This window comes from Odoribacter sp. AF15-53, from assembly GCF_003479425.1.
In the GTDB taxonomy this organism is placed as follows: domain Bacteria; phylum Bacteroidota; class Bacteroidia; order Bacteroidales; family Marinifilaceae; genus Butyricimonas.
The window spans coordinates 220,236-241,580 of sequence record NZ_QUHC01000004.1 but is presented as its reverse complement, the minus strand read 5'-3'; the positions used below and the strand labels follow the sequence as shown (position 1 = coordinate 241,580).

Genomic DNA, 21,345 nt, shown 5'->3' with positions numbered 1-21,345 from the left:
TATCAATTCCGAGAAGCCGGTCCCATTTCCATCAATTCATCATTCTCATCTTCAGTCGGGTGCTCCTGTAACCAACGATGCATATACTTACCAACATACTTCAAATAACCTTCGGATAAATCACTCGCTAAATTACCAAGTGCCCAAGTTTCACGATCAATACCCATTACATCACAAATAACAATAGATTTCTTTACAGAATAATCCCCAAACACGCTCGGTCCCAACATATACCACCACCTCGGCATAGGAAAATTTTCATCCATATACACAACTCTTTGAATATCCAATAATCTCGTAGTTACACTATCTTCCTGCCATTGCCGGCTATACAAAAACTGCAATTCCGATGTTTCTTTCAATCTCACAGTAAATCTTCGAGCTTCTTTTTGCAAAATTTCCGTTCGTAATAGTTGAATATTAATTGTCGTTTCAGCTTGTAAAGCCGGAAGCGTATACTCTACACTAAAAGGTCTGTAATCCACTCCTTCTATGGCTCGTAATGTATCCTCCAAATCTGAAATAACATCAATTGAAAATTTACGGTCATAAGGGGCTACATCACCGAAAAGACAAACTTTCAACATTAAAGATTGTTCTTTCAACTCGCTATTCTTTAATCCCCATGAAACAGTAACCGTATCCAAACGCATATCCTTTGTATCAAAATAAATTCCGCATTTTCCGGCATAAGCGTCAATCTCTTCCTCGCAGGCACAAAAGGCCACAAGTAAAAATAATATAAAAATCAAATATCTCATAACCATCTATTTAATTATATTGTAATTCTCCATCCGGGATTGGAAGGACATAATTTTTTAAATTAACGGAAGTCATCCCGTAGCGATCATAAGCCGATTGCACACTAGTTTTCATTTTCCTTTTATAAAAGAAAAACAACTGTCCCTCTCCGTAAAATTCCCGACACCATTCCTCATCCAACATAAAAGACATCCAACGATCAGGAATACTTTCTAACCCCCGATTGTTTCTTAATTCATTAAAGTACACTACTCCGTCAGCAACTTTAGGTTCTGCTTCCGCAGCAATCATGTACATCTCGCTCACACGAATCATAGGAATGACCTGTGATAACAAAGAATCTTTCCCGTGGTACTTATTAAACACCTTATAATTCACTCCTCCTAGCTCCACAGAACTGCTTGCGAATCCAGAAATTAACCGATAATCTTGTTTTTCATTTTCAAAAACCTCATTAACAACATCTTCCCTAGGCACTAATAATGCCGTCAATTTCAAATTATCCCCATCAAATAATGAAGTAAAAATACTACTGCGATTCAGATTCTGTAAAGCAAACAACAATTCAGAAGAAAACATTCTATCCGGATTTTCAGAACTTGCGGCAATCGTCATCGGGTCCACCCAAGGGAACCATTTTTTTTGAATAGTTATCACTTTCTTGGCATACTCCAAGGCTTTCACTTTATCACCCCGGTACATATATACCCTAGCTAACAACGCTTGTACAGCATAATAATTTAAGCGCAAATTACGATCGCTTTTAAAATTGTCTAAACGATCACCCTGCGGACCGTACTCTATGATCGGATCATGCTGCAATAACTCCTCCGCCTGTAACAAATCATTTATTACTTCTTGTATAAATTCATTTCCAACCAAAGAAGGCTTTACTTCCAACACGAATTCCTTATAATAAGGAATAGAAGTTAATGCTGAATCCTTCCCGTATACCGGACCAAACAAACGAAACAAGTCAAAATGCAACATGGCTCGCAAAGCCAACCCTTCCCCCTTTACCAAACAATAATGATCATCTGGTAACACACTTCTATTCTCTTCACAATTTTTTAGAATCAAATTCGTATTGGCTATCAAATTATAAGCCTTCGACCAAATGGAAGAAATACGCCCTTTAGCATCTGAACCGATATAATTATATTGTGTCAACAAATAATTACCCGAAGCCTCTTGATCTATCGCATAACGTTGGGCCAGTATTTCCACAAACTCGCAAGTCAAAGAACGCCCATACAACTCATTTTGATTTAACTCAACATATACCCCATTTAAAGCTTTTTTAAACCCGGAAAGAGTCGAAAAAGCATTCTCTTCCGACACCCGATCACTAGGTTTCACATCCAACCAATCGGAACATCCATACAAGGTAAATGCCAAAACTGTTAAAATAATATATATACATTTTCTCATATCCATTCATTTAAAAATTAAAAGATATCGCAAACGAAACACTTCTCGCAAATGGGTAATCTATACCCCTTTCATCCTTTATTGTCGAAAAACGACAAATATCATTCATGTAAGCACTCACGGTCATTCCTGAAAAACGAATTTTCTCCATCCAACGTTGTTCAAACTCGTAAGCCAAACGAATAGACTCCAAGACCAGATAATTATTTTTCTGAACAAAACGAGAGGACATCGGTGTAGACTCCGTCAATGATATTCCCTTGTATTTTGCTCGATCACCAGGTTGCTTCCACCTATCATATAAAGCTCGTTTATCTTGATTACTTTGTAAACCAGCAGCTGAAATATTTTCTACTTTATCATACAACGTACTGTTAAAAGCGTCTGCTCCAAAGCTATATCGGACATATACGCTACAAGAAAAACCTTTCAAATACAACACATTACCAATAACTCCCTCCAATTTAGGGCGAGTATCACCGACTTCCACTTCGTCATCATAACTATAAGAAAAAACACGGGTACCATCTTTTCTCAAAAAAATCTCACGTCCGGTAGCCGGATCTATACCTTCCGACCGTACGGTCCATAAGGCCGATGGACTTCCACCATCGTAATACCGAGTCAAACTCTTGGACAAATTTTGCCGATTATATTGATCTAGTTTACTGCCAATTTTATCATAATAAGCAGTACCGTGACGAAATGTTACGCTTGTTGTCCAATTTACACGTTCTTTAGGCTTATAAAGAAATGCGTACTTGATTGTTCCATTACATCCTTTTTCTACCTGTCTACCAATATTTGCCAATCGACTGGAAACACCCACAGATAAAGGGACCCCAACTGTAGCTAATAACGGATCCGTTAATTTATGATAATAATCAAAATTCACATGGAAACGATTATCAAACATACTAATATCACAACCAATATTCTTATCTATCGTTTTTTGCCACTCTAAATCCGGATCACCAAAAGCATCCACAAGCAAACCGGTTCCGAAATTATTCATCATCCAGTTATTAAATTTATAGGTTGTAATCGTGTTGAATGATCCAAAATTTTGATTCCCAGGATTACCGATTGATGCCCGAATTTTCAACATCGAAAATAAATTCGTGTTATCTTTAATAAAACTTTCATTATGAAGATTCCATGCAAGTCCGATGGCCCAAGTTGTCGTGAATTGCTTGTTTGACCCAAAAACAGAAGTTCCATCCGAACGTAAATTAACATCCAACAAATAACGATTTTTATAGGAATATCCCCCATTGAAATAAAAATTCACGCTACGCTTTTTAGAATCTGTTGAAGTCGGTTTACCTCCTTCTGGATAACTATTTGAAAAAGCAGGAGTCGTAAAATCACCTTCCGGAAAACCACTAGCTCCAAAATTTTTTGTCTCACTTTTATTTTCTCGAAAAGCAGCACCCAATACCGCATTTACTTGATGAGCATCACCCAATAATTGTCCATAGGTCACGGTAAAATCGCCCTCATAACTAAAATCCTCCGAACGTGAATCCGAATAAGACCCTTTCTTTAATACATCCATTCCATCAAATGAAGTATCATCAGGCGAACGAAAAATTTCCTTATCCGATGTCGATTTACTAATCCCAACACGCCCGCGGAGATACAAAAAATCAAACGGACGATACTCCATGTTGAAATTATTTCTCACTCCAAACGAATTTCCTTGATTATAACTATTCAACGCATCATTCCATAATGGATTAGGAACATAAATACTACTTGATTGAATCCCAAGACTAGCTCCCGGATTATAAGGAGTTTCTAACCATTTATCAATCCCTCCGGATTCATTCTTTTTTCGATAATACGGGTTAGCACGGGAATACTCGGAAAAAGCCACCACGGGATCATTCGTTTTATTAAAATCCACAGTCAACTTGTTGTTAAAACTCAACTTGTTCTTCCGATAAAGCAAATCAAGATTCCCGCTCATAATCTGTCGCCTAGACTCTTTCATTACTCCCTGTATATTTGTATAATTCACTCCTAATCCATAGCGCATCTGTTGATCTCCACCTTCAATATACACGTTATGCCGCTGGTTAAAAGCTGTTCGCAAAGGTTCTGACATCCAATAAGTATCTACACCTTTTTTCACCTCTGCTAACAATCTATTATAACGAGTCATATTCTCCTCTGTTCCAAAAGGCAAATTAGACTCAAATCGACCGGATAAAAGTTCAAATTCCAATTTTTCTTCTGCATTCATCAAATTATAAGCACTCAAATCAGCAAAAGAGACATCGAAACTTCCATTATAAGAAAGTCTCACGCGACCTTGAGCCGGAGCCTTGGTCTCAACCACGATAACCCCGTTAGCCGCTTTCGCCCCATAAATTGCTGTTGACGCAGCGTCCTTTAGAATCGTAACTGAAGCAATCCGATCCATACTCAAATCCATAATGGTCTGCAAAGTTGTTTCAAAACCATCCAAAATAAATAACGGCTGATTTGGATCTTCACCAAATTGTTCCTTAAACCCCACAATACTCGTTTTTCCCCTTATCTCCACATCTGGTAAACGATTCGGATCCGAACCATATTGATTGTTCTCCAGAATATTAAAAGCGGGATCCAATGTTTTCAAACTCTGTAACAAATTCTGATTCCCCACCATCTTTAAATCTTCCGCTTTATAGGTCTGTGAAGACCCCGTAAAGCTCTCTTTTTTACGGCTATAAATTCCCGTCACAACCACCTCATCTACCGTTGTTTGTTTATCCTGTAACACGACATTAACAACCGTTCGCCCAGCAACATGAATTTCTTCTTTCTTCATCCCTATAAATGAAAAAATTAGAACCGGAGTTTCCGTCTCAGGAATCGTAAGTGAATACTCTCCATTCATGTCAGTCGTGATCCCCAAGGTCGTTCCTTTCAACAAAATTGTAACTCCCGGCAAAGGCACATCGTCCTTATCTGTTACTTTTCCCTTAATCGTTATCTTAGAAATTTCCGGAGTTTTTGCTCCTTTCCGTTTGATCACAACCGTATTTTGCTGAATAACATACTCGAAACCTGTGTTTTTCAAGCATATATCCAACGCTTCTTTCACCGTTTTTTTCTTAATTTCCACGTCTATTTTGCCCGCTTTATCCAAATCGGTTGCATTATAAACGAAAACCAATTTTGACTGTTTTTCGATAGCCCAGATCACATCTTTAACAGACACATCCTTCATCGAAAGATTAATCACGGGCTCCTCTTCTCCTACATTTGCTATAACATTGCTGGAAAATAAAAGAAAAAGAGTCACTTGACAGAAAAAGAACAATTTTTTCATTTTTGTCCCTCTCCAATGAATACTTCTACGTTTTTTTTTCATAATTTTGAAACTGATTGATTTATAATTACGCCTCCGCCAAGAGGCTTGATTAATTAGCGAAGAATAATCACGTATTCTTCGCTATTTTATTTGCCTACAATTATTTTCTTTCCTACAATCTCAAAACAAACAGTACCCGTACTTTGAAAAAGTTCCAACAAAGGCAATACTGTTGCGTGACGATTAAAATTACACCCGAAAAGATAATCCTTTACCTCTTCATCCCGATACTCAACCTCCACGTCATACCAACGGGAAATAAAATCCATAATTTCTTTCAATGGACGATCTCTAAAACGTAAACGTCCTTCTTTCCAAGCGATAGCATACGACACGTCAACTGCCGATACATGTAATTCACCACTTGTTTTATTAAACACAGCCTGTTCCCCTGGTTGTAAAATATAACTTTCTTTATCCTGTTCAACGTTAATCTTCACACATCCTTCCACAAGAGTGGTCTGCACATCCATATTCTCCGGATAATTCGACACGTTGAATTCTGTCCCCAACACGGTAATATCCACCCCAGAAGCACCGACAACAAAAGGCTTTTTTTCATCACGAACCACTTGAAAATACCCTTCTCCCTCCAATTCAACCCTTCTCGTGTCTCCATTAAATTGAACCGGGAAACGCAATTTAGATCCGGCATTCAAACAGACTAACGTCCCGTCGGCAAGAGTCAACACATACTCCCCTCCCCGCGGGATCACAAGTTCATTAAATAATTCCTCTCGTACCGTAGAATCTGCCGAATTCTCATACGTGATACTTTCACCGTGCAAGCCGATAATTGTTCCATCCTCTTCTTTCAAAGTATCCCGTTGATGAATCCCCAAATCAATCACACTCCCGTTAGCCATGTACAGAATTGCTTTGGACGCCCCCGGAACAATTTCTGTATTCACGACAGGAATAATCTCATCACGGTCGACATCTCGTATGAAAAAATATATAGTTGAAGACAACAATACAATAAATACACAGGCATACTTCCAAACACGTCCCCATAATTGTCGTCTGTTTTCCCGATTACGTTTGTTCAAAAGCGCTTGCCATCCCTCTTCGACAGGAATCGACTTTAGTTCCCGGCGTTTCCGCCAAACCAATTCTTTACCGGTAACAGCATCAAACCACTGACGATTTCTCTCGGAAAGAGTTAACCAATCATCCAAACATCTCTGTTCTTCAGCAGTTAATTCTCCCGTCATGTATTTACTTACCAATTCGGCAATATCAAAAATACGGTCATCCATTGTATACTCCAATTATATAAATTTATTCAATTTTCAGCTAGAACACTAAAATTGAATTTTATGGAGTGTTTGACCATTAAAATTTAAAATTAATTAACAATTAATGCGACATGAACAAAAGGAAAGGCAACAAATAATAGTATTCCTTCATGCTAATTCTCAATTTCTTATACGCTTCTTTTTTATAAGCATGAACTGTTCCTTCCGAAAGTCCCATTTTCTCGGCAATCTCCGAATTCTTTAATCCATCCAAAGAATAATGAATCACAGTTCGCATTTGAGTTGGTAAATTATCGATAGCATGATTGAAAATGCGATGCACCTCCTCTTCCATCACCTGATTCTGGAACTCCTGTTCGGAATCCTTGATCAGCTCTTCTGAAACACGAGAACGCAAATTTCGATCCCGTAACAAATTAAGGCAAGAATGACGCACAACCACGTAAAGAAAAGACTTGATCTTCCGATAATCATCAAAATCCGCATGTCGATGCCAATATTTCAAAAAAGCTTCCTGCACCACATCTGCAGCTTCCTCCCGATCTCCTAGATAACGGATAGCAAACAGGCATAACGAAGCATAAAACTCCTCGAATAACATCCGAAAAGCTCGTTCGTTTCCTTCTTGCAAACGCTTCAACAAAAAACCGTTATCTCCATTTTGCATCTCTATACATTGCGTCCCACAGATGAACAAAAATACGGCTTTATAATTATAAAACAAGAGGGGAATCAAAAGTTTATTCATAAACCTCTCTCCCCTCTTGAAAAAAGGTAAATTAATTCCCCTTTTTATAATCCTTCATATTGACAAAAGCCTCCGAGGAATAATCACCGAGAAGATGTTTTCCAAAATGGAACCACAATTGTCGTATGTAAAGATCCCGATAATACGTCATATAGGCATGTCTTTGCCCCGGATATACCCAAAGATCAAATTTTTTACCGGCTTTCACCAAAGCATCTGCCATTCTCATCGTATTACTTGGGTTTACAGTCTGATCCGCATCCCCCGTAATCAATAACAAATGTCCCTCTAACCTTTTAGCCAACTCCATATTCGTAGGAATCTTCGACTCAAAAGAAATCACGTCTTCCGTATAAACGGAATCCAAACCGTTTACGGGATTCTTGATTTTTCTCTCTACCTGTTTATGTACTTCTTTTACCCCGTGATGTGTCTCTCCCCACCACAAGTTAAACGTATTACTATCATGATTTCCGGAAGAAGAAACAGCCGCTTTATAAAAACTCGGATAAGTACAAATCGCTGACGTTGACATCAAACCTCCCCCCGAATGACCGTATATTCCCACTCTAGAAAGATCGATAAAATCATATTGCTCGGCCAATTGTTCCAAACCATATTTATCATCAGCCAAAGGATAATCCCGCAAATTACCATAACCATACTTATGATACTTAGCATCACGTAAAGGACTTCCACCACGATGTCCGAAATTAACCACGATAAAACCAACTTGTGCCAAAGCTGTGTTCAACTCGGCCGGATTAAATGATAAAGACATATCTTCGGAAGTCGGTCCTGGATACACGTGCGAAATGATAGGGTACTTACGTCCCGGTTCCATTTTATAAGGCTTCCACATAAATCCATACAAATCAGTCTCACCATCGGCAGCTTTCACGTGAATAGGTTCGGGTTTCTGCCACCCCAATTCATACAATTTTACCAAATCGGGAGATTTCAATTTCAAAATAACCTTCCCTTTAAGATCCCGAACAACACTCACAGGCTCCAAATCTGCTCTCGAATAATTATCCACGAAATATTTTTTATCTGGCCCAACAAAAGAAATACTATGTGTTGCCATCTCTGGAGTCAAACAGCGCACCTCAAACTTTCCATCCAAAGAAGCCCTGTTCAACCGAGCATAATAAGGATTTTCCCCTTTTACCTGTCCATAGCCATAAAAATAAATCTCTCTCTTCGCTTCATCAATAAATTCAATCTCTCCGGCGACCCATTCTCCATTTGTAATTACGTTCTTAAAATTTCCTTCTCCATCATAATGATAATAATGACCATATCCCGTTCGCTCCGAATGCCAAAGAATATCTCTACCCTCGTTCAAGATTGAAAGATGATACAGTTCATTATTAAAATAAGGTTTACATACTTCATTAAAAAGTATTTTTACACTTCCGTCACTAGGATTTATCTTACATAACTCTAACTCATCACAGGTTCTTTTCTTACGAATAAAATAAAGTCGTTCACAAAATCCGTCACGTCCATCATCTATAATTTTCAACGTTTGATCCTTCCATTTCTCAACCGGAACTTTCAATGCAGACTTTGTTTCCGCATCAAAAATAAATAATTCATGTTGCGGTACATTTTTATCTCCCGGCATGTAAAAAATAAATGTTTCTGGTTTGGCCCTCGGGTTCAAACTGCTTGTAAGTGTCAAAGAAGAAACTTTTCTATAATCCGAACGAACAATATAAAACTTATTTTTACCGGCAAACCACGTGATATGCGGATTCATAGATCCTTCAGCAATCTTATCATCAACCCCTTCGAAAGAATATTTTTCTTCCCCGTCAAAAGTCAATTGCGTTGTATCACCTGTCTGTAAATCCAACAAATACACGTTATGATTACTAACGAATGCAGCAAACTTTCCATCATCCGATCCCGGACCAACCCATGTATTACTCGTGTTATAATTTCGCTTTTTAGGTGCAAACAACTGTTTCAAAACTTTACTTTTCAAATCCAATTTAAACCAAAAAGTATCCACTGAAATTTTCAATGCCTTTCCGTCTTCAGAAAAAACAATATCACTAGGACGAGCCTTTTCCAACGTAATCCCAAGTTGTTCTTTAATCATGGTAGCCAAACTTTGGAGATCAAACAACTTTTCGTGAATCTTTCGAACAGGATCCACGTAATAATACTCCTTTCTACCAGAAATTTCATAATCGTACCAGAATGCGGCTCCTGTTTCCCCAGAATGCGGAACTACTGATAGCGAACCTATAATATTGCGAAGATTCCATTCTGAAAATTTATCCGCTGTTTTATAATCAGCCTTTTGTGCTGAAGCTGGTATAACAATAACCAAAAACAAATATATCAGTTTATTCATAATCTATCAAACCAATCATTACTTCGAACTATTATAATACATAACCTGTCTGACCCGTCCTTCCCCTTTTATCAGGTGAGCCTGTTCGGGATTGATTTCAGGTGTTTTTCCCACGATAGTAAAGAAGTAAACCTTCCATTCCCGATCCGTATTAGTTGCGACCACCAAATAATTGATTGCCTTCGTATCTCCAAATACCCGTCCTTCGATATTTTGAATAAAAGCAATTTCTTCGTTTTCGGGAAAAGTTTTAATCATCTTTTCCCGTTGCTCGATTGCAGCATTCGTATATACCCAAAGTTGATTCTCCTTACCGAAATATATACAATTTGAAACTAAATGAGTACCCCACACCTTAGCTCTCGGCATATAACAACCTGCAGGTATTGTATCAATTTCTGCCGGATAATAATTCGAGTTATACGAAGCCAAAGTCATAGATAACAACACATAATCACCTTTTTCACTCGTATGCTTATTTTTCATAATTGCATACCCCGTACTTGTATAATCTTCTGGAGATGTCCGTTGTAATAAAGTTACCAAATCCGCATCCATGGATGTTAAAGAACGTGAACCGCTTTCATCTCTAAACCGCAACAATTTTTTGTCATCATGCGTTCCAAGCATAAACGTGTTGCTTTTTCTATCGAACACAATCACCCGATCCCGATTGGATATCATTCCAGGATACAAATCAAGGTCATAATTATAATTATCAATGTATTTCGATGTTCCAAACTTTCCAACCCCTCCGATATAACACGAGTACAATTTCCCGGCATCCACGTAAAACAAATATTCTCTCTGGTAACTAAGATCCCCAGGGAAAGCTCCTACTGGAAAAGCGTAAAACTCGTCATTGTAATTTTTGAACAATTGTAAAGTTGAAGCATCTATCGTCTTAAATTCCTGCTCGGAAAGGACATGAATCGCTTTCTGATTTCTCAAAACCACAGTCTTCCCTTCCGCATTCACGGATTCCGTGTAATAACTTTTAGGATGATACACGATCTTCAACGGTTTCCCTTGCAACTGCTGTCCCCCCATGACATTTTTCATCACATTATCAACCCGACTATTATCCACTCCTTCATAATCGAAATCAGTCATTCCATCTTGTTCTTTCAATACATACCAACCATTCTGCACGTTAGCCGTTACAGACAATTTTGAAGAAACTTGTCGATAGACATCCAGTTTCGGGTCCTTCACTTCAAAATATAACGTGTATTCTTTTTGAGACAGACGTACAACATCTTTAAAATCTTTATTCTCTCCAAGTAGCGAAATTTCCCTGTCTGAATTTGAAACAAACCATTTATACTGGTAACGGCCTTCATTATCCATGCTCTCAAAGACAGGTATAATAACCAGAGAATCACCTTGATACACCTGATACATATCTTTCAACGGGGCAATAGTTACCGGAAATAATTCATCTTCCGAGACATATTCATAATTTCCAGGATCATCTATACACCCTACAAATAAGCTTTGTGCAAAACAACAAAGCAATACCACCATTTTATATACATTATTCATAACTAGATTATTTACATTTCAAAATTATGGAAACTCAACCAACGTACCGTCTGCTTCTGTCAAAGGTTCATCAGGATGAGACTGATTGTATTCATATAATGCCGTCTTACACTTCGTTTGAAGATAAGCCTTGTATTGCGAGTCATTTATGGACTCATCCCAACTCGTATAACCTGTTGCCTCGATAATAAATTTCATTTTCTCACTTCCCCACTCACCAAACAAGCTATACCAAGTAGTATCCCACCTGCTCGGTTTTACCGCAATTGCCGTTGTCATAATTGTATAATCAGCATAATACGGTAAATCGATTGCCGCAAAATACTCGTTTTCCTCAATAGCCAACACAAGTTTGTACTTGTTTAATTCCATATCCGGGGTCCTCAATAATATAATGGGAACTTGTACTTCAGCACAATCTTTCTCTATAAACAAATGAGAACTCATTTCGGAGTCATCGAAAGAAACATAATGTATTCCACTGATTGCGGCATTATCTTCCGCCACATTTATCTGTTTTAACACAAAAGGACGTTTCTTTGATGCCACTTTTCCCATCAATTGTACTTGAATCCAGATCGTATCTCGTTCCTGAGATTCAGGTATCAAGAAAAAAGTTTGTTCTGTGGTGCGTGTATGATTCGTCGAATAAATATATACCGCATCTTTTCCTTCATAAGTTAATGGCATGTTTTCCTCGCACCCTACACCAATAACTAACAAAAGTAATAAACAGAAATATTGTATTAGTTTCATAAATCAAAAGTTTAATCAAATTCATAATTCAACTGAGCATCTGGTTTCGGAATAGTGTAAAGTTCCGTGGAAGATAAAACAAAATCAGAGGGCCACGAAAAAGCAGGATAATTCAAACGCTTGTAGAAATAAAACATTTGTCCTTCCCCGAAAAACTCTTTTCGATACTCTTTCTCGATCCGAAGCATTCGTGTATCCTCGTCTTCAAAATTATTATCTAACACAGAATTCATCAATCTCGATACCCGATAATAATAGAAATAGCTAACAGCCTCATCCAACGGCTTTAACTCCATTAAAATCAGATACATTTCAGACAAACGAATTAAAGGAATTTTGTTTGCTGCTTTAATCGTTTCTTTAGAACTCTCGCAATATTTCAAAAAAGACAAATAGCCATCATCCGGGCTATCCGTCCAGTACCGATCTATTCGAGCACGAATGTCATCCGGATTCATAGACGTCTCAAATGCCACATTCACATTATCTGAAGTTTGCTTCAAACGATGGTGTGTTTCAATAAATAATCCTTTAACAATATCTTGGTGATCCGGGTTTACCACGTTAAAAATATTCTCTTCCAAAAAGACCAAACTTCCCCCTGTTGAATATGAAGTATTATCTGTTAAACTAAATTTTCCCGAATCGATCACTTTTTGAGCATAATCCATCGCCTTTTCCTTATTCCCAATCCAATGATAAAAACGAGCCTTAGTTGCCAATATGGCATAATAATTAAATCGACTCTGTCTACACATTTGCCAATCATCTTTCGGCCGAGTACTCCCCGTAAAAGAATTCAATTGATTATTCGTATATTTCAATATCGGATCTGCCTCTGCCAATAACACTTCAGCCGAATTCAAGTCTTGTTCGACATATTCAATAACTTTACTAGCCTCGATAGAAGTTAATTCATTTATATTCCGAGTCATACTCGTCATGTAAGGTATCGTTTTTTCTTGCAGATTATTACCGCTCGGATGCGGAGCAAATAACCGGAACAATTCAAAATGCAAGAATGCCCGAAGTCCTAAAGCTTCACCTTTAATAATCTTATCATTCCCGTATTCAAAAACAGCATCCGAACGATCAAGGAAATCCAATATATTATTCAATTGGGCTATAGCCTTATAATAACAAATCCATATATCAGCAATTAAACTCTCGTCAGACTCCTCTGTTTTAAAATCATATGTAGATAAACGGTATAAAATATCCCCCGTACTAGAAGTATAATACCAATGTTGGGCCAAAAGTTCCGGCAGATAAAAAGACATATTCATTCCATACAAATTTTCATCGGCCATCATAATGTAAACGCCTGTCAAAGCTGATTTAAAACCAGCTTCATCTTTAAAAAGTTCAGATTCTTTAATTTCTGTCTGAGGATTAACATTCAACCAATCTGCGCATGAACAGAAAAGCAGAATGAATATTACAATCCAAAAGTTAATGATTGATTTCATAAGTTAGAAAGTTGCTGTTAATGAAAAAGAAAATTTTCTGGAAAACGGATAAGCTAACCCTCTTTCCTGTTTAATAGAAGAAATACGAAATAAATCCTCGGTATTAGCCGATATAAAAACTCTTCCAATCCCGAATTTATCCGTCCATTCAGTAGGAAGCACGTAACTAAGGGACACGTTCCTAAGTTCGAAAATATTATCATCCATGACAAAACGACTGGAAGCCTTAGTTGTCGTTTTATTGTCCACTCCTTTATAGCTAACAATATCACCGGGATTTCGCCAACGATCATACAATACTCGTCGATCTGCATTTTTAGCCGGATCTATATTTTCGACTTTTCCAACCAACGTATAGTTATAATTCTGTCCCCCGTAAGTATACCCAAAAATTGCATTCAACGTGATATTCTTGTACGTCACGTTCACATTCAAATTACCAGAGATCATCGGATCCGTGTTCCCACAAGGAACCTGATCATTAGCATCCCACACGTAACTCAGCGAACCATCACGAGTTACAAAAATTTCTTTCCCGTTACCGGGATCGATTCCCAGAGACTTCACGGCATAAATTGTATTCATCGACTCCCCTTCTTTATACAGGAAACTAGGGTTTACACCTGCTTCTGACAAAATCTTATCATTTAAGAAAGCGATTGAATTAGAAATTTTTTTCACCTTATTCACATTGTGAAAAGCAGAAGTTCCGATTGACAGGAAAAAACCTTTGGGATCGATACTCTTAAAAATAGCACAATTCAAGGTTACCTCATACCCCATATTACTCACCTTTCCAACGTTTGCCTTATAACTTTCAAAACCACTTGCCGTCGGTAAATAAATATCTGTCAATAAATCATTTGTGATTTTACTATAAGCATCAAAATTCAGACGGAAACGATTTTCCAAAAATCCTAGTTCAAATCCTCCATTCAACTGGTTTGTCTTCTGCCAACCTAAATCAGGATTTCCCAGTCCCATTAACAAAACTCCATACGAACCATTATATCCTTTACCATCAACACTCTTGTAGGTTGTAACAGCTTGATAAGAATTAAAACCCTGACTACCAGTACTTCCGTATGACAATCTTAACCGGAATGTGGACAAAATCTGCTGATCTTTCAAAAATTTTTCGTTATTCACGTTCCATCCCGCCCCCACGGACCAGAAGGGAGCCATTCGCCGATCAGCTCCAAACTGTGAAGATCCTTCTATCTTAATTGAACCATCAACAAAAAATCTATGATCATAAGTATAATTTATCATTCCGATCCCTCCTACACGACGATTTTTTGAATCACTACTGGAAGGCCTTCCCGAGGCATATTGGTTAGCCATTCCCAAATAATCAGCATTCGGAGCTGTCAAACCAACCGCTTTTATGGCATAACTTTCCTCTTTGGATGACGAGATACTATAAGACAGTCCCGCACTCAACATATGTCTACCAAATTCTTTATTATAATGAAGAGTTATATCGCCTTCATATTTAATTGATTCTCCGGGAGAATACGAATACGATCCCTTTTCACCATACCGATCTTCTGTATAATTATCAAAAGAAGTATGATCGGCAGGCAAATATTTATCCCCACGTCTATGGATAGAAGTTACGTTAAAACGCCCCGCAATTCTCAAACCTGGAATCGGAGAATACTCGATTGATAAATTATCTATTATCGAAAAATTCTTACTCTCGTCTTTCTGTGCCAATAATGCATCATAAAGAGGATTGGGAATGGAACCTCCATTTAAAAAATTGCTCGTTTCCAATATTTTCACGATATTCCCATCATCATCATACGGTCTTAAATAAGGATTTAGGTTCCCGTACTGAGAATACCCTCCGTAAGGAGAATTTGTCCCTTTCGTTGTCGATATTAGCATATCATTCTTAAAAGAAAATTTCTTGAAATTATAAGAAAACAATAAGCTAGCATTAAACGCCCCACGCTCGGACCCTTTCATAACGCCCTTATTCAAACGATAAGAAACACGGGCTGAATAACGGAAACTTTGATCTCCCCCAGAAAGCCCGACACTGTGATTAGCCGTAATTCCCGTACGAACCGGGTATTTTAGCCAATATGTGTTCACACCCCGCTCGGCATACATCTTTCTGCGATTATAAATCTCATTAAATGCCGGTTGATCCGCAACATTAGCAGCCGTATACAAACCAGAAGCTTTCTCAAACTCCAACTTCTCATAAGCATTCATCAAATTATAAGAAGATAAATCCGGTGTTTCCATGTTCAAATTCAACGTGTACGAAAGACGTAACTTTCCCAATTCCGGAACTTTAGAAGTAATCACGACTACCCCGTTAGATCCACGACTACCGTATATCGCCGTGGCACTCGCATCCTTCAATATAGTTATAGAAGCAACCGTACTCTCATCTATATCCACAAAACGTTCCAACGAAATCTCAAAACCGTCCAAAATAAATAAAGGTTGATTCGCCTCACGCAAATTCGTACTCTCCTCGGTCACACTTCGAATCTCTGAAGATAAACTACTCATGCCCCGAACCGTGATCGTTGGTAAATGATTAGGATCAGAACCAAAATTAAGACTCTCACTCAAATTAAAACTAGGATCCAAATTCCGAAGCGTGGATACGATACTTCGGTTTCCAGCCATAGCTAATTCTTTATCCGTAACCATTGTCGCCGCCCCTGTAAAACTTTCCTTGGCTTTACGAAAGATACCTGTAACCACAACCTCTTCCATAGCCTTCACATCCTCTTCCATAACCACGTTTATCTCATTCTTACCCGTATATTTAACCTCCTGCCCCTTCATCCCGACAAAAGAGAAAACAAGCACGGGCATATCAACTTCTGGAAGGGTAAGCGAATATTTTCCATCAATATCAGTGACAACTCCTAAAGTTGTTCCTTTCAAAAGAATGGTCACTCCCGGTAAAGGTATTCCTTCCTTATCTACCACTTTCCCCCGTACCGTAATCTTTTTCATTTCGGGAAACTCTTTTTCTTTCTGTTTTATCACAATAATGTTGTCTTGCACAACATAAGATAAACCGATATTCTTCAAACAGATATCCAACGCTTCCCGCACGGTTTTTCCATCGATTTCCACGTTAACCTTCCCCGCTTTAAGCAAATCATCCGCATTATATGCGAACACAAATCCAGATTGCTTCTCAATTTCCCAAATGACCTCTTTTAAGGTCGCATTCTTCATGGACAAATGAATGACACTTTTCTGATTTTGTGCCATCATCGATCCAGGACTAAAAAAGCACAACAAGAGGGTCGCCTGACAAAACAGCAACACGTTCTTCATTTTTATTCCCCATAGATGAGGGAACCAACGATTTTTTTTCATAACTTTGAAATGTTTAATTATAAAAATTAATGTACTCCTTGCAAAGTACTTTACAAACGGAGGATGTTTCCAGCATCTTCCGTTTTTATTTCCGTTCCTTTATCCATATTTTTCTCCCTTGAACACGAGTTTCGATAGTCCCGGTTGCCTCAAATATTTGTAATAAAGACTCGATCGTCGCCATACGATTGAAATTACACCCAAACGGATAATATTTCACCTCCTCGTCTTCATATATAATTTCCACGTCATACCAACGGGCCACATTTTTCATGATCTCGAATAATGGCTTTTCCTGAAAACGGAGTCGTCCATCTTTCCATGCCGTGACATAGGATACATCAACAGTCTCAAGCTGTATCTCGTGCGTGATTCTACTAAATTCGGCTTGCTCTCCCGGTCGTAATATCACACTTTCTTTTTCATCTTCCGAAAAAACTTTTACAGCTCCACTTACCAACGTCGTTTGAATAACCAAATCCTCCGCGTAAGCAGAAACATTAAACTCCGTTCCCAACACCTGCACGGAGATCTGGGAAGTTTTCACGATAAACGGGACCTTCTCGTTACGTTGTACTTTAAAATAAGCCTCTCCTTCTAATTCCACCATCCGCAAATTCCTATCAAATTTGACTGGAAATCGAAGTTTGGAATCCGCATTCATATATACCACGGTTCCATCTGACAACGTTAAAGAATATTCTCCGCCACGAGGGATCACCAACTCATTGTAAACCAATTCCTCGTATTCATCACTAATAGCATTTTCATAAACAACCTGTTGTTGTTGAAGATCTATCCTTGTCCCGTTCTCTTCTTCTACTACCCGTTTCTGCTGCTGTTCCAAAGATATCGAGGTCCCGTTAGCCAGAATCAACCTAGCTTTACTCGTTCCAGACGTAATCGTTGTTGTTTCCTCGACCTGAGGTTCCTCCGTATACCGGTAAATGATAATCCCTACAAGTAAAGGTAACACGAGTATAGCAGCATACCGACACCAACGAACCCATAAACGTTTACCCGCCTTTTTCGAACGTTTCGATTGCAAATCCTGCCATCCTCTTTCAACATCCACCAACCGGACATTACTCCCTTTCCAGGTTCTGTATTTTTCATCTGTCACCCGCTGAAACCACCTCCTGTTTCTCTCCGACAAAGCTATCCATTCTTCCAAGAGGGAACGTTCCTCTTCTGTCAGGTTATCCGCCAAGTATTTTCCAACTAAAACAGCGATATCAAAATAAGTTTTATCCATTTGTGTTGAATGTTTTTATCCACGTTACCATTACAACACAAGACATCCAATTTATGGTATGTCGTCTTTTGATATTTAACATATATTAACTAATCAAACAACAAAAAGAGAATAATTTCAAACAAATAATAATGTTCTTTCATCGTATCCTTCAATCGTTTATACGCTTCTTTCTTGTATGCGTGCACTGCATTTTCCGACACCCCCATTTTCTGCGCCACTTCCGCATTTTTCAATCCCTCCAAAACATACTTAATCACACTACGCATTTGAGGCGGCAAATGCTCTATCGCCCTGTAAAACACACGATACGCCTCCTCTTCCATCACCTGATCCTGAAAAAACTCATCCGAATCCATAGCTATATCTTCGGTTATTTCCAGCTTTACCTGTTTCGTACGAAGCAGATTCAAACAAGCATGACGCACCACCACGTAAAGAAAAGATTTTATCTTGTAGTAATTATCAAAATCAGCATGCCGATCCCAGTATTTTAAAAAAGCCTCCTGCACGATGTCAGCAGCTGCCTCTCGATCCTCCATAAACCGCACTGCAAAAAGACATAGAGCAACATAGAACTCATCAAATAATATTCGAAAAGCTTTCTCGTCGCCCTTTTGCAGATCACCTACAAACGCCTCTAAATCACCGTTTTCTCTTTTCATAACGACACACGATAGTCATATAACGAGAACAAAAATAACGAATTAATTCGTAAATAAAAATCCCAGTCCAGCTAAAACCGAACCGGGATCAACACACGAATATTACGAAATTAATTTTTATTCAAATTATCCAGTTCCACGCCAAAAAACCAAGGGAACATCTCGTGCCTCGTACTCACGTGCCAAGCGTTCACGATTTTTCCCTCCTTATCAATCAAGATATAACGAGGTATCCCGGTTATACAATAATCTTCTTCAAACCGATCTTTATTATTGTTTATAAGCAAATGAGGTATTTTTCCTGTATACTTTTTCTCTTTCAGGAAATTCTGCCAATGGGCCTTCCCCTCAATTCCGTCATCTGAAATCGTTAAAAACACAACATCTTTCCGATCCTTATACTGATCCCTCAAAGCCATAAAATCAGGTAATCCTTCAACACATCCACCACACCAGGTTGCCCACACGTCAATAAACACGACTTTACCTCGAAAATCCGACAATTTCACCATATTCCCGTACTCGTTTTCCATCTCAAAATCCGGGGCCATTTCCCCCACTCGAACCGGGTAATATTCCGCTTTCAACTCTTTTGCTTTCTGTATCGTGGCCTCCGTTTTGGAACAAAGTTCAATATCATCCAATAAGTTTTGAATATCCGTAGTGTATCCTTTTTGTTTTAATTCCCAAATTAACATGGGAAGCACGTAAAGATTACGCACCTTCTCGCTCTTGATATTGTATAAGACATAAGTTCCCCTCTCTAATTCTGAAACTTCTGACATAAATACCCGGAAATAACCATTCAACAAATTCATGATCTCCACGTCACTCAACAAATCCAGATTTGGAGAATCCAAATCCAACCCGTTGATTCGTTCTGCCAATTCACTTTTTAACATTTGATCTCCTGTCTCTGTTACATACCTTCCCAAACTCCTCAATAATCCACTGAAACGCAGCAATCTAGCCTTCTCCTTTGCTTCCCTTGTAGAGAGAGAATCGATCGCCAGATTCACTTGCCTGTCAGCCTCATTCACTTTTTGAAGCAACTCATCCACATTCAAATCTAGAGGAATTGCCTCATACACAGATGCAACCCGTCCAAATATAACCTTATCCTTTTCATTCGGTTGCTGTGCGAGACAAGGAGTTATCCAACCGGAACAAATCACGACACAAACCCAAATAATATTTATCACCTTCATAACTTCCTATTTTTGTAACAGTTCTAAAATCTTCTCATGCAAACTATTCCGACGAATATTCTTTGCCACGATATTCCCGTCTTTATCCAACAACACGATAAAAGGAATCGCCTGAATACCAAACAACTTTCGAATTTCAGACTTCGACCATCCATTATCATCCCGCACGCTAATCCAAGGAATCTGCTCTTCTTCACAAGCTTTTTTCCATTTATCCACGGAATCATCCAACGAAATACTCATAAATCGAACCCCTTGATCTTTAAACTCTGCGTATTGTCCTCTCAGATTCTTCATCTCCTGCCGACAAGGTCCACACCAAGAAGCCCAAAAGTCAAGTACCATTATACCCCCTTTTTGAGAATTCAACGAAATTTTATTACCCGACTCATCCGTCGCCGTGAAATCAGGACACGGTCCCCCCAAAGCAGAGATTGCCAAAGCATCGGTATTCTGCTTCAACGAACGTCCATAATAAGAAGTTTGCATTTTGGGCGTAAGCATACTATATAATTCTTTTCCTTTCTCGTAACTTTCTCCTTTTACAATATTTGAAATATAAGCAGAAAAGATATTATCCGGATGCAGTCTGACGAAATCACGAGTCAATTCGAAATATTTATCCTCCATCTTCAACGCTTGCGTCATCTTTTCGTCTGCCATTTTCTGTTCTCCCGCATCCAACAAAGCCTTGTATTCATTGACCAGAATATTCAATCCTTTGTAATATCCCTCTTGTACAAGCTTATCATATTCCAACGCCAAATCATTCGCGGGAGAACCTTTCACATACTGATCGCTTAAAGATGAATATGGACAAGAAATTTCCATATTTCGACCATCCATCAAGAAATATATTTTCTTCCGATTCACGCTCAAAATAAAATGTCTCGGCTCATCCAATTCTCCTTTCAATTCAAATTTACCACCATCCAAATCCGTCGAGAACAACACTTCCGAAGAATCACCCGGAGTCATCAAGCAAACCTTTCCATATTTCACGCCCTCGATATTTCCTTTTATACTAAACTGATAACGTGAATTTTGTCGTGTACATCCCACGCAACAGATTATGAAAAAAACAATTAATCCCCTCATTCTATAAACATTTTAATTACTTTTTATTCTTCTCCATTTAGTTTTCTTCCAAGAATA

General features: G+C 38.4%; 14 protein-coding genes. All 14 read right to left on the bottom strand.

Going from position 1 to position 21,345, the window contains the following annotated elements; all coding sequences use genetic code 11:
* Positions 1-2: 2 nt before the first annotated feature.
* The 14 genes from DWW52_RS10780 to DWW52_RS10715 all read right to left on the bottom strand — a co-directional run bounded on the left by DWW52_RS10780 (position 3) and on the right by DWW52_RS10715 (position 21,288).
* A complete protein-coding gene (locus DWW52_RS10780; protein ID WP_158582566.1) occupies positions 3-761 on the bottom strand; it encodes a DUF4843 domain-containing protein in 759 nt (252 codons plus the stop codon).
* 10 nt (positions 762-771) lie between these two features.
* Positions 772-2,193 (bottom strand): RagB/SusD family nutrient uptake outer membrane protein, encoded by a 1,422-nt coding sequence (locus DWW52_RS10775; protein ID WP_158582565.1) that lies wholly within the window; start codon positions 2,191-2,193, stop codon positions 772-774.
* A gap of 10 nt (positions 2,194-2,203) precedes the next feature.
* Positions 2,204-5,557 (bottom strand): SusC/RagA family TonB-linked outer membrane protein, encoded by a 3,354-nt coding sequence (locus tag DWW52_RS10770; RefSeq protein ID WP_233556835.1) that lies wholly within the window; start codon positions 5,555-5,557, stop codon positions 2,204-2,206.
* Positions 5,558-5,643: 86 nt separating this feature from the next.
* The gene (locus DWW52_RS10765; RefSeq protein WP_118715514.1) at positions 5,644-6,816 is read right to left on the bottom strand and encodes a FecR family protein; all 1,173 of its coding nucleotides are present in this window, start codon (positions 6,814-6,816) and stop codon (positions 5,644-5,646) included.
* A 100-nt stretch (positions 6,817-6,916) separates the two neighbouring features.
* Positions 6,917-7,564 (bottom strand): RNA polymerase sigma factor, encoded by a 648-nt coding sequence (locus DWW52_RS10760; protein ID WP_233556833.1) that lies wholly within the window; start codon positions 7,562-7,564, stop codon positions 6,917-6,919.
* A gap of 31 nt (positions 7,565-7,595) precedes the next feature.
* Positions 7,596-9,932 (bottom strand): DPP IV N-terminal domain-containing protein, encoded by a 2,337-nt coding sequence (locus DWW52_RS10755; RefSeq protein ID WP_118715513.1) that lies wholly within the window; start codon positions 9,930-9,932, stop codon positions 7,596-7,598.
* An 18-nt stretch (positions 9,933-9,950) separates the two neighbouring features.
* On the bottom strand, positions 9,951-11,477 hold the full coding sequence (locus DWW52_RS10750) for a PKD-like family lipoprotein (protein WP_118715512.1): 1,527 nt from the start codon (positions 11,475-11,477) through the stop codon (positions 9,951-9,953).
* A 24-nt stretch (positions 11,478-11,501) separates the two neighbouring features.
* Positions 11,502-12,233 carry a DUF4843 domain-containing protein gene (locus tag DWW52_RS10745; protein WP_118715511.1) on the bottom strand — a complete coding sequence of 244 codons (732 nt, stop codon included), beginning with the start codon at positions 12,231-12,233 and terminating at the stop codon, positions 11,502-11,504.
* An 11-nt stretch (positions 12,234-12,244) separates the two neighbouring features.
* Positions 12,245-13,702, bottom strand: coding sequence for a RagB/SusD family nutrient uptake outer membrane protein (locus DWW52_RS10740; protein ID WP_118715510.1), 1,458 nt, complete (start codon positions 13,700-13,702; stop codon positions 12,245-12,247).
* Between the two features lie 3 nt (positions 13,703-13,705).
* On the bottom strand, positions 13,706-17,062 hold the full coding sequence (locus DWW52_RS10735; protein ID WP_118715509.1) for a SusC/RagA family TonB-linked outer membrane protein: 3,357 nt from the start codon (positions 17,060-17,062) through the stop codon (positions 13,706-13,708).
* 85 nt (positions 17,063-17,147) lie between these two features.
* A complete protein-coding gene (locus DWW52_RS10730) occupies positions 17,148-18,317 on the bottom strand; it encodes a FecR family protein (protein ID WP_118715508.1) in 1,170 nt (389 codons plus the stop codon).
* Between the two features lie 89 nt (positions 18,318-18,406).
* Positions 18,407-18,982, bottom strand: coding sequence for an RNA polymerase sigma factor (locus DWW52_RS10725; protein WP_118715507.1), 576 nt, complete (start codon positions 18,980-18,982; stop codon positions 18,407-18,409).
* A 110-nt stretch (positions 18,983-19,092) separates the two neighbouring features.
* Positions 19,093-20,190 (bottom strand): TlpA disulfide reductase family protein, encoded by a 1,098-nt coding sequence (locus DWW52_RS10720; RefSeq protein ID WP_118715506.1) that lies wholly within the window; start codon positions 20,188-20,190, stop codon positions 19,093-19,095.
* Between the two features lie 6 nt (positions 20,191-20,196).
* Positions 20,197-21,288: a redoxin domain-containing protein gene (locus DWW52_RS10715; RefSeq protein WP_118715505.1), complete on the bottom strand. Its 1,092-nt coding sequence runs from the start codon at positions 21,286-21,288 to the stop codon at positions 20,197-20,199.
* Positions 21,289-21,345 lie beyond the last annotated feature (57 nt).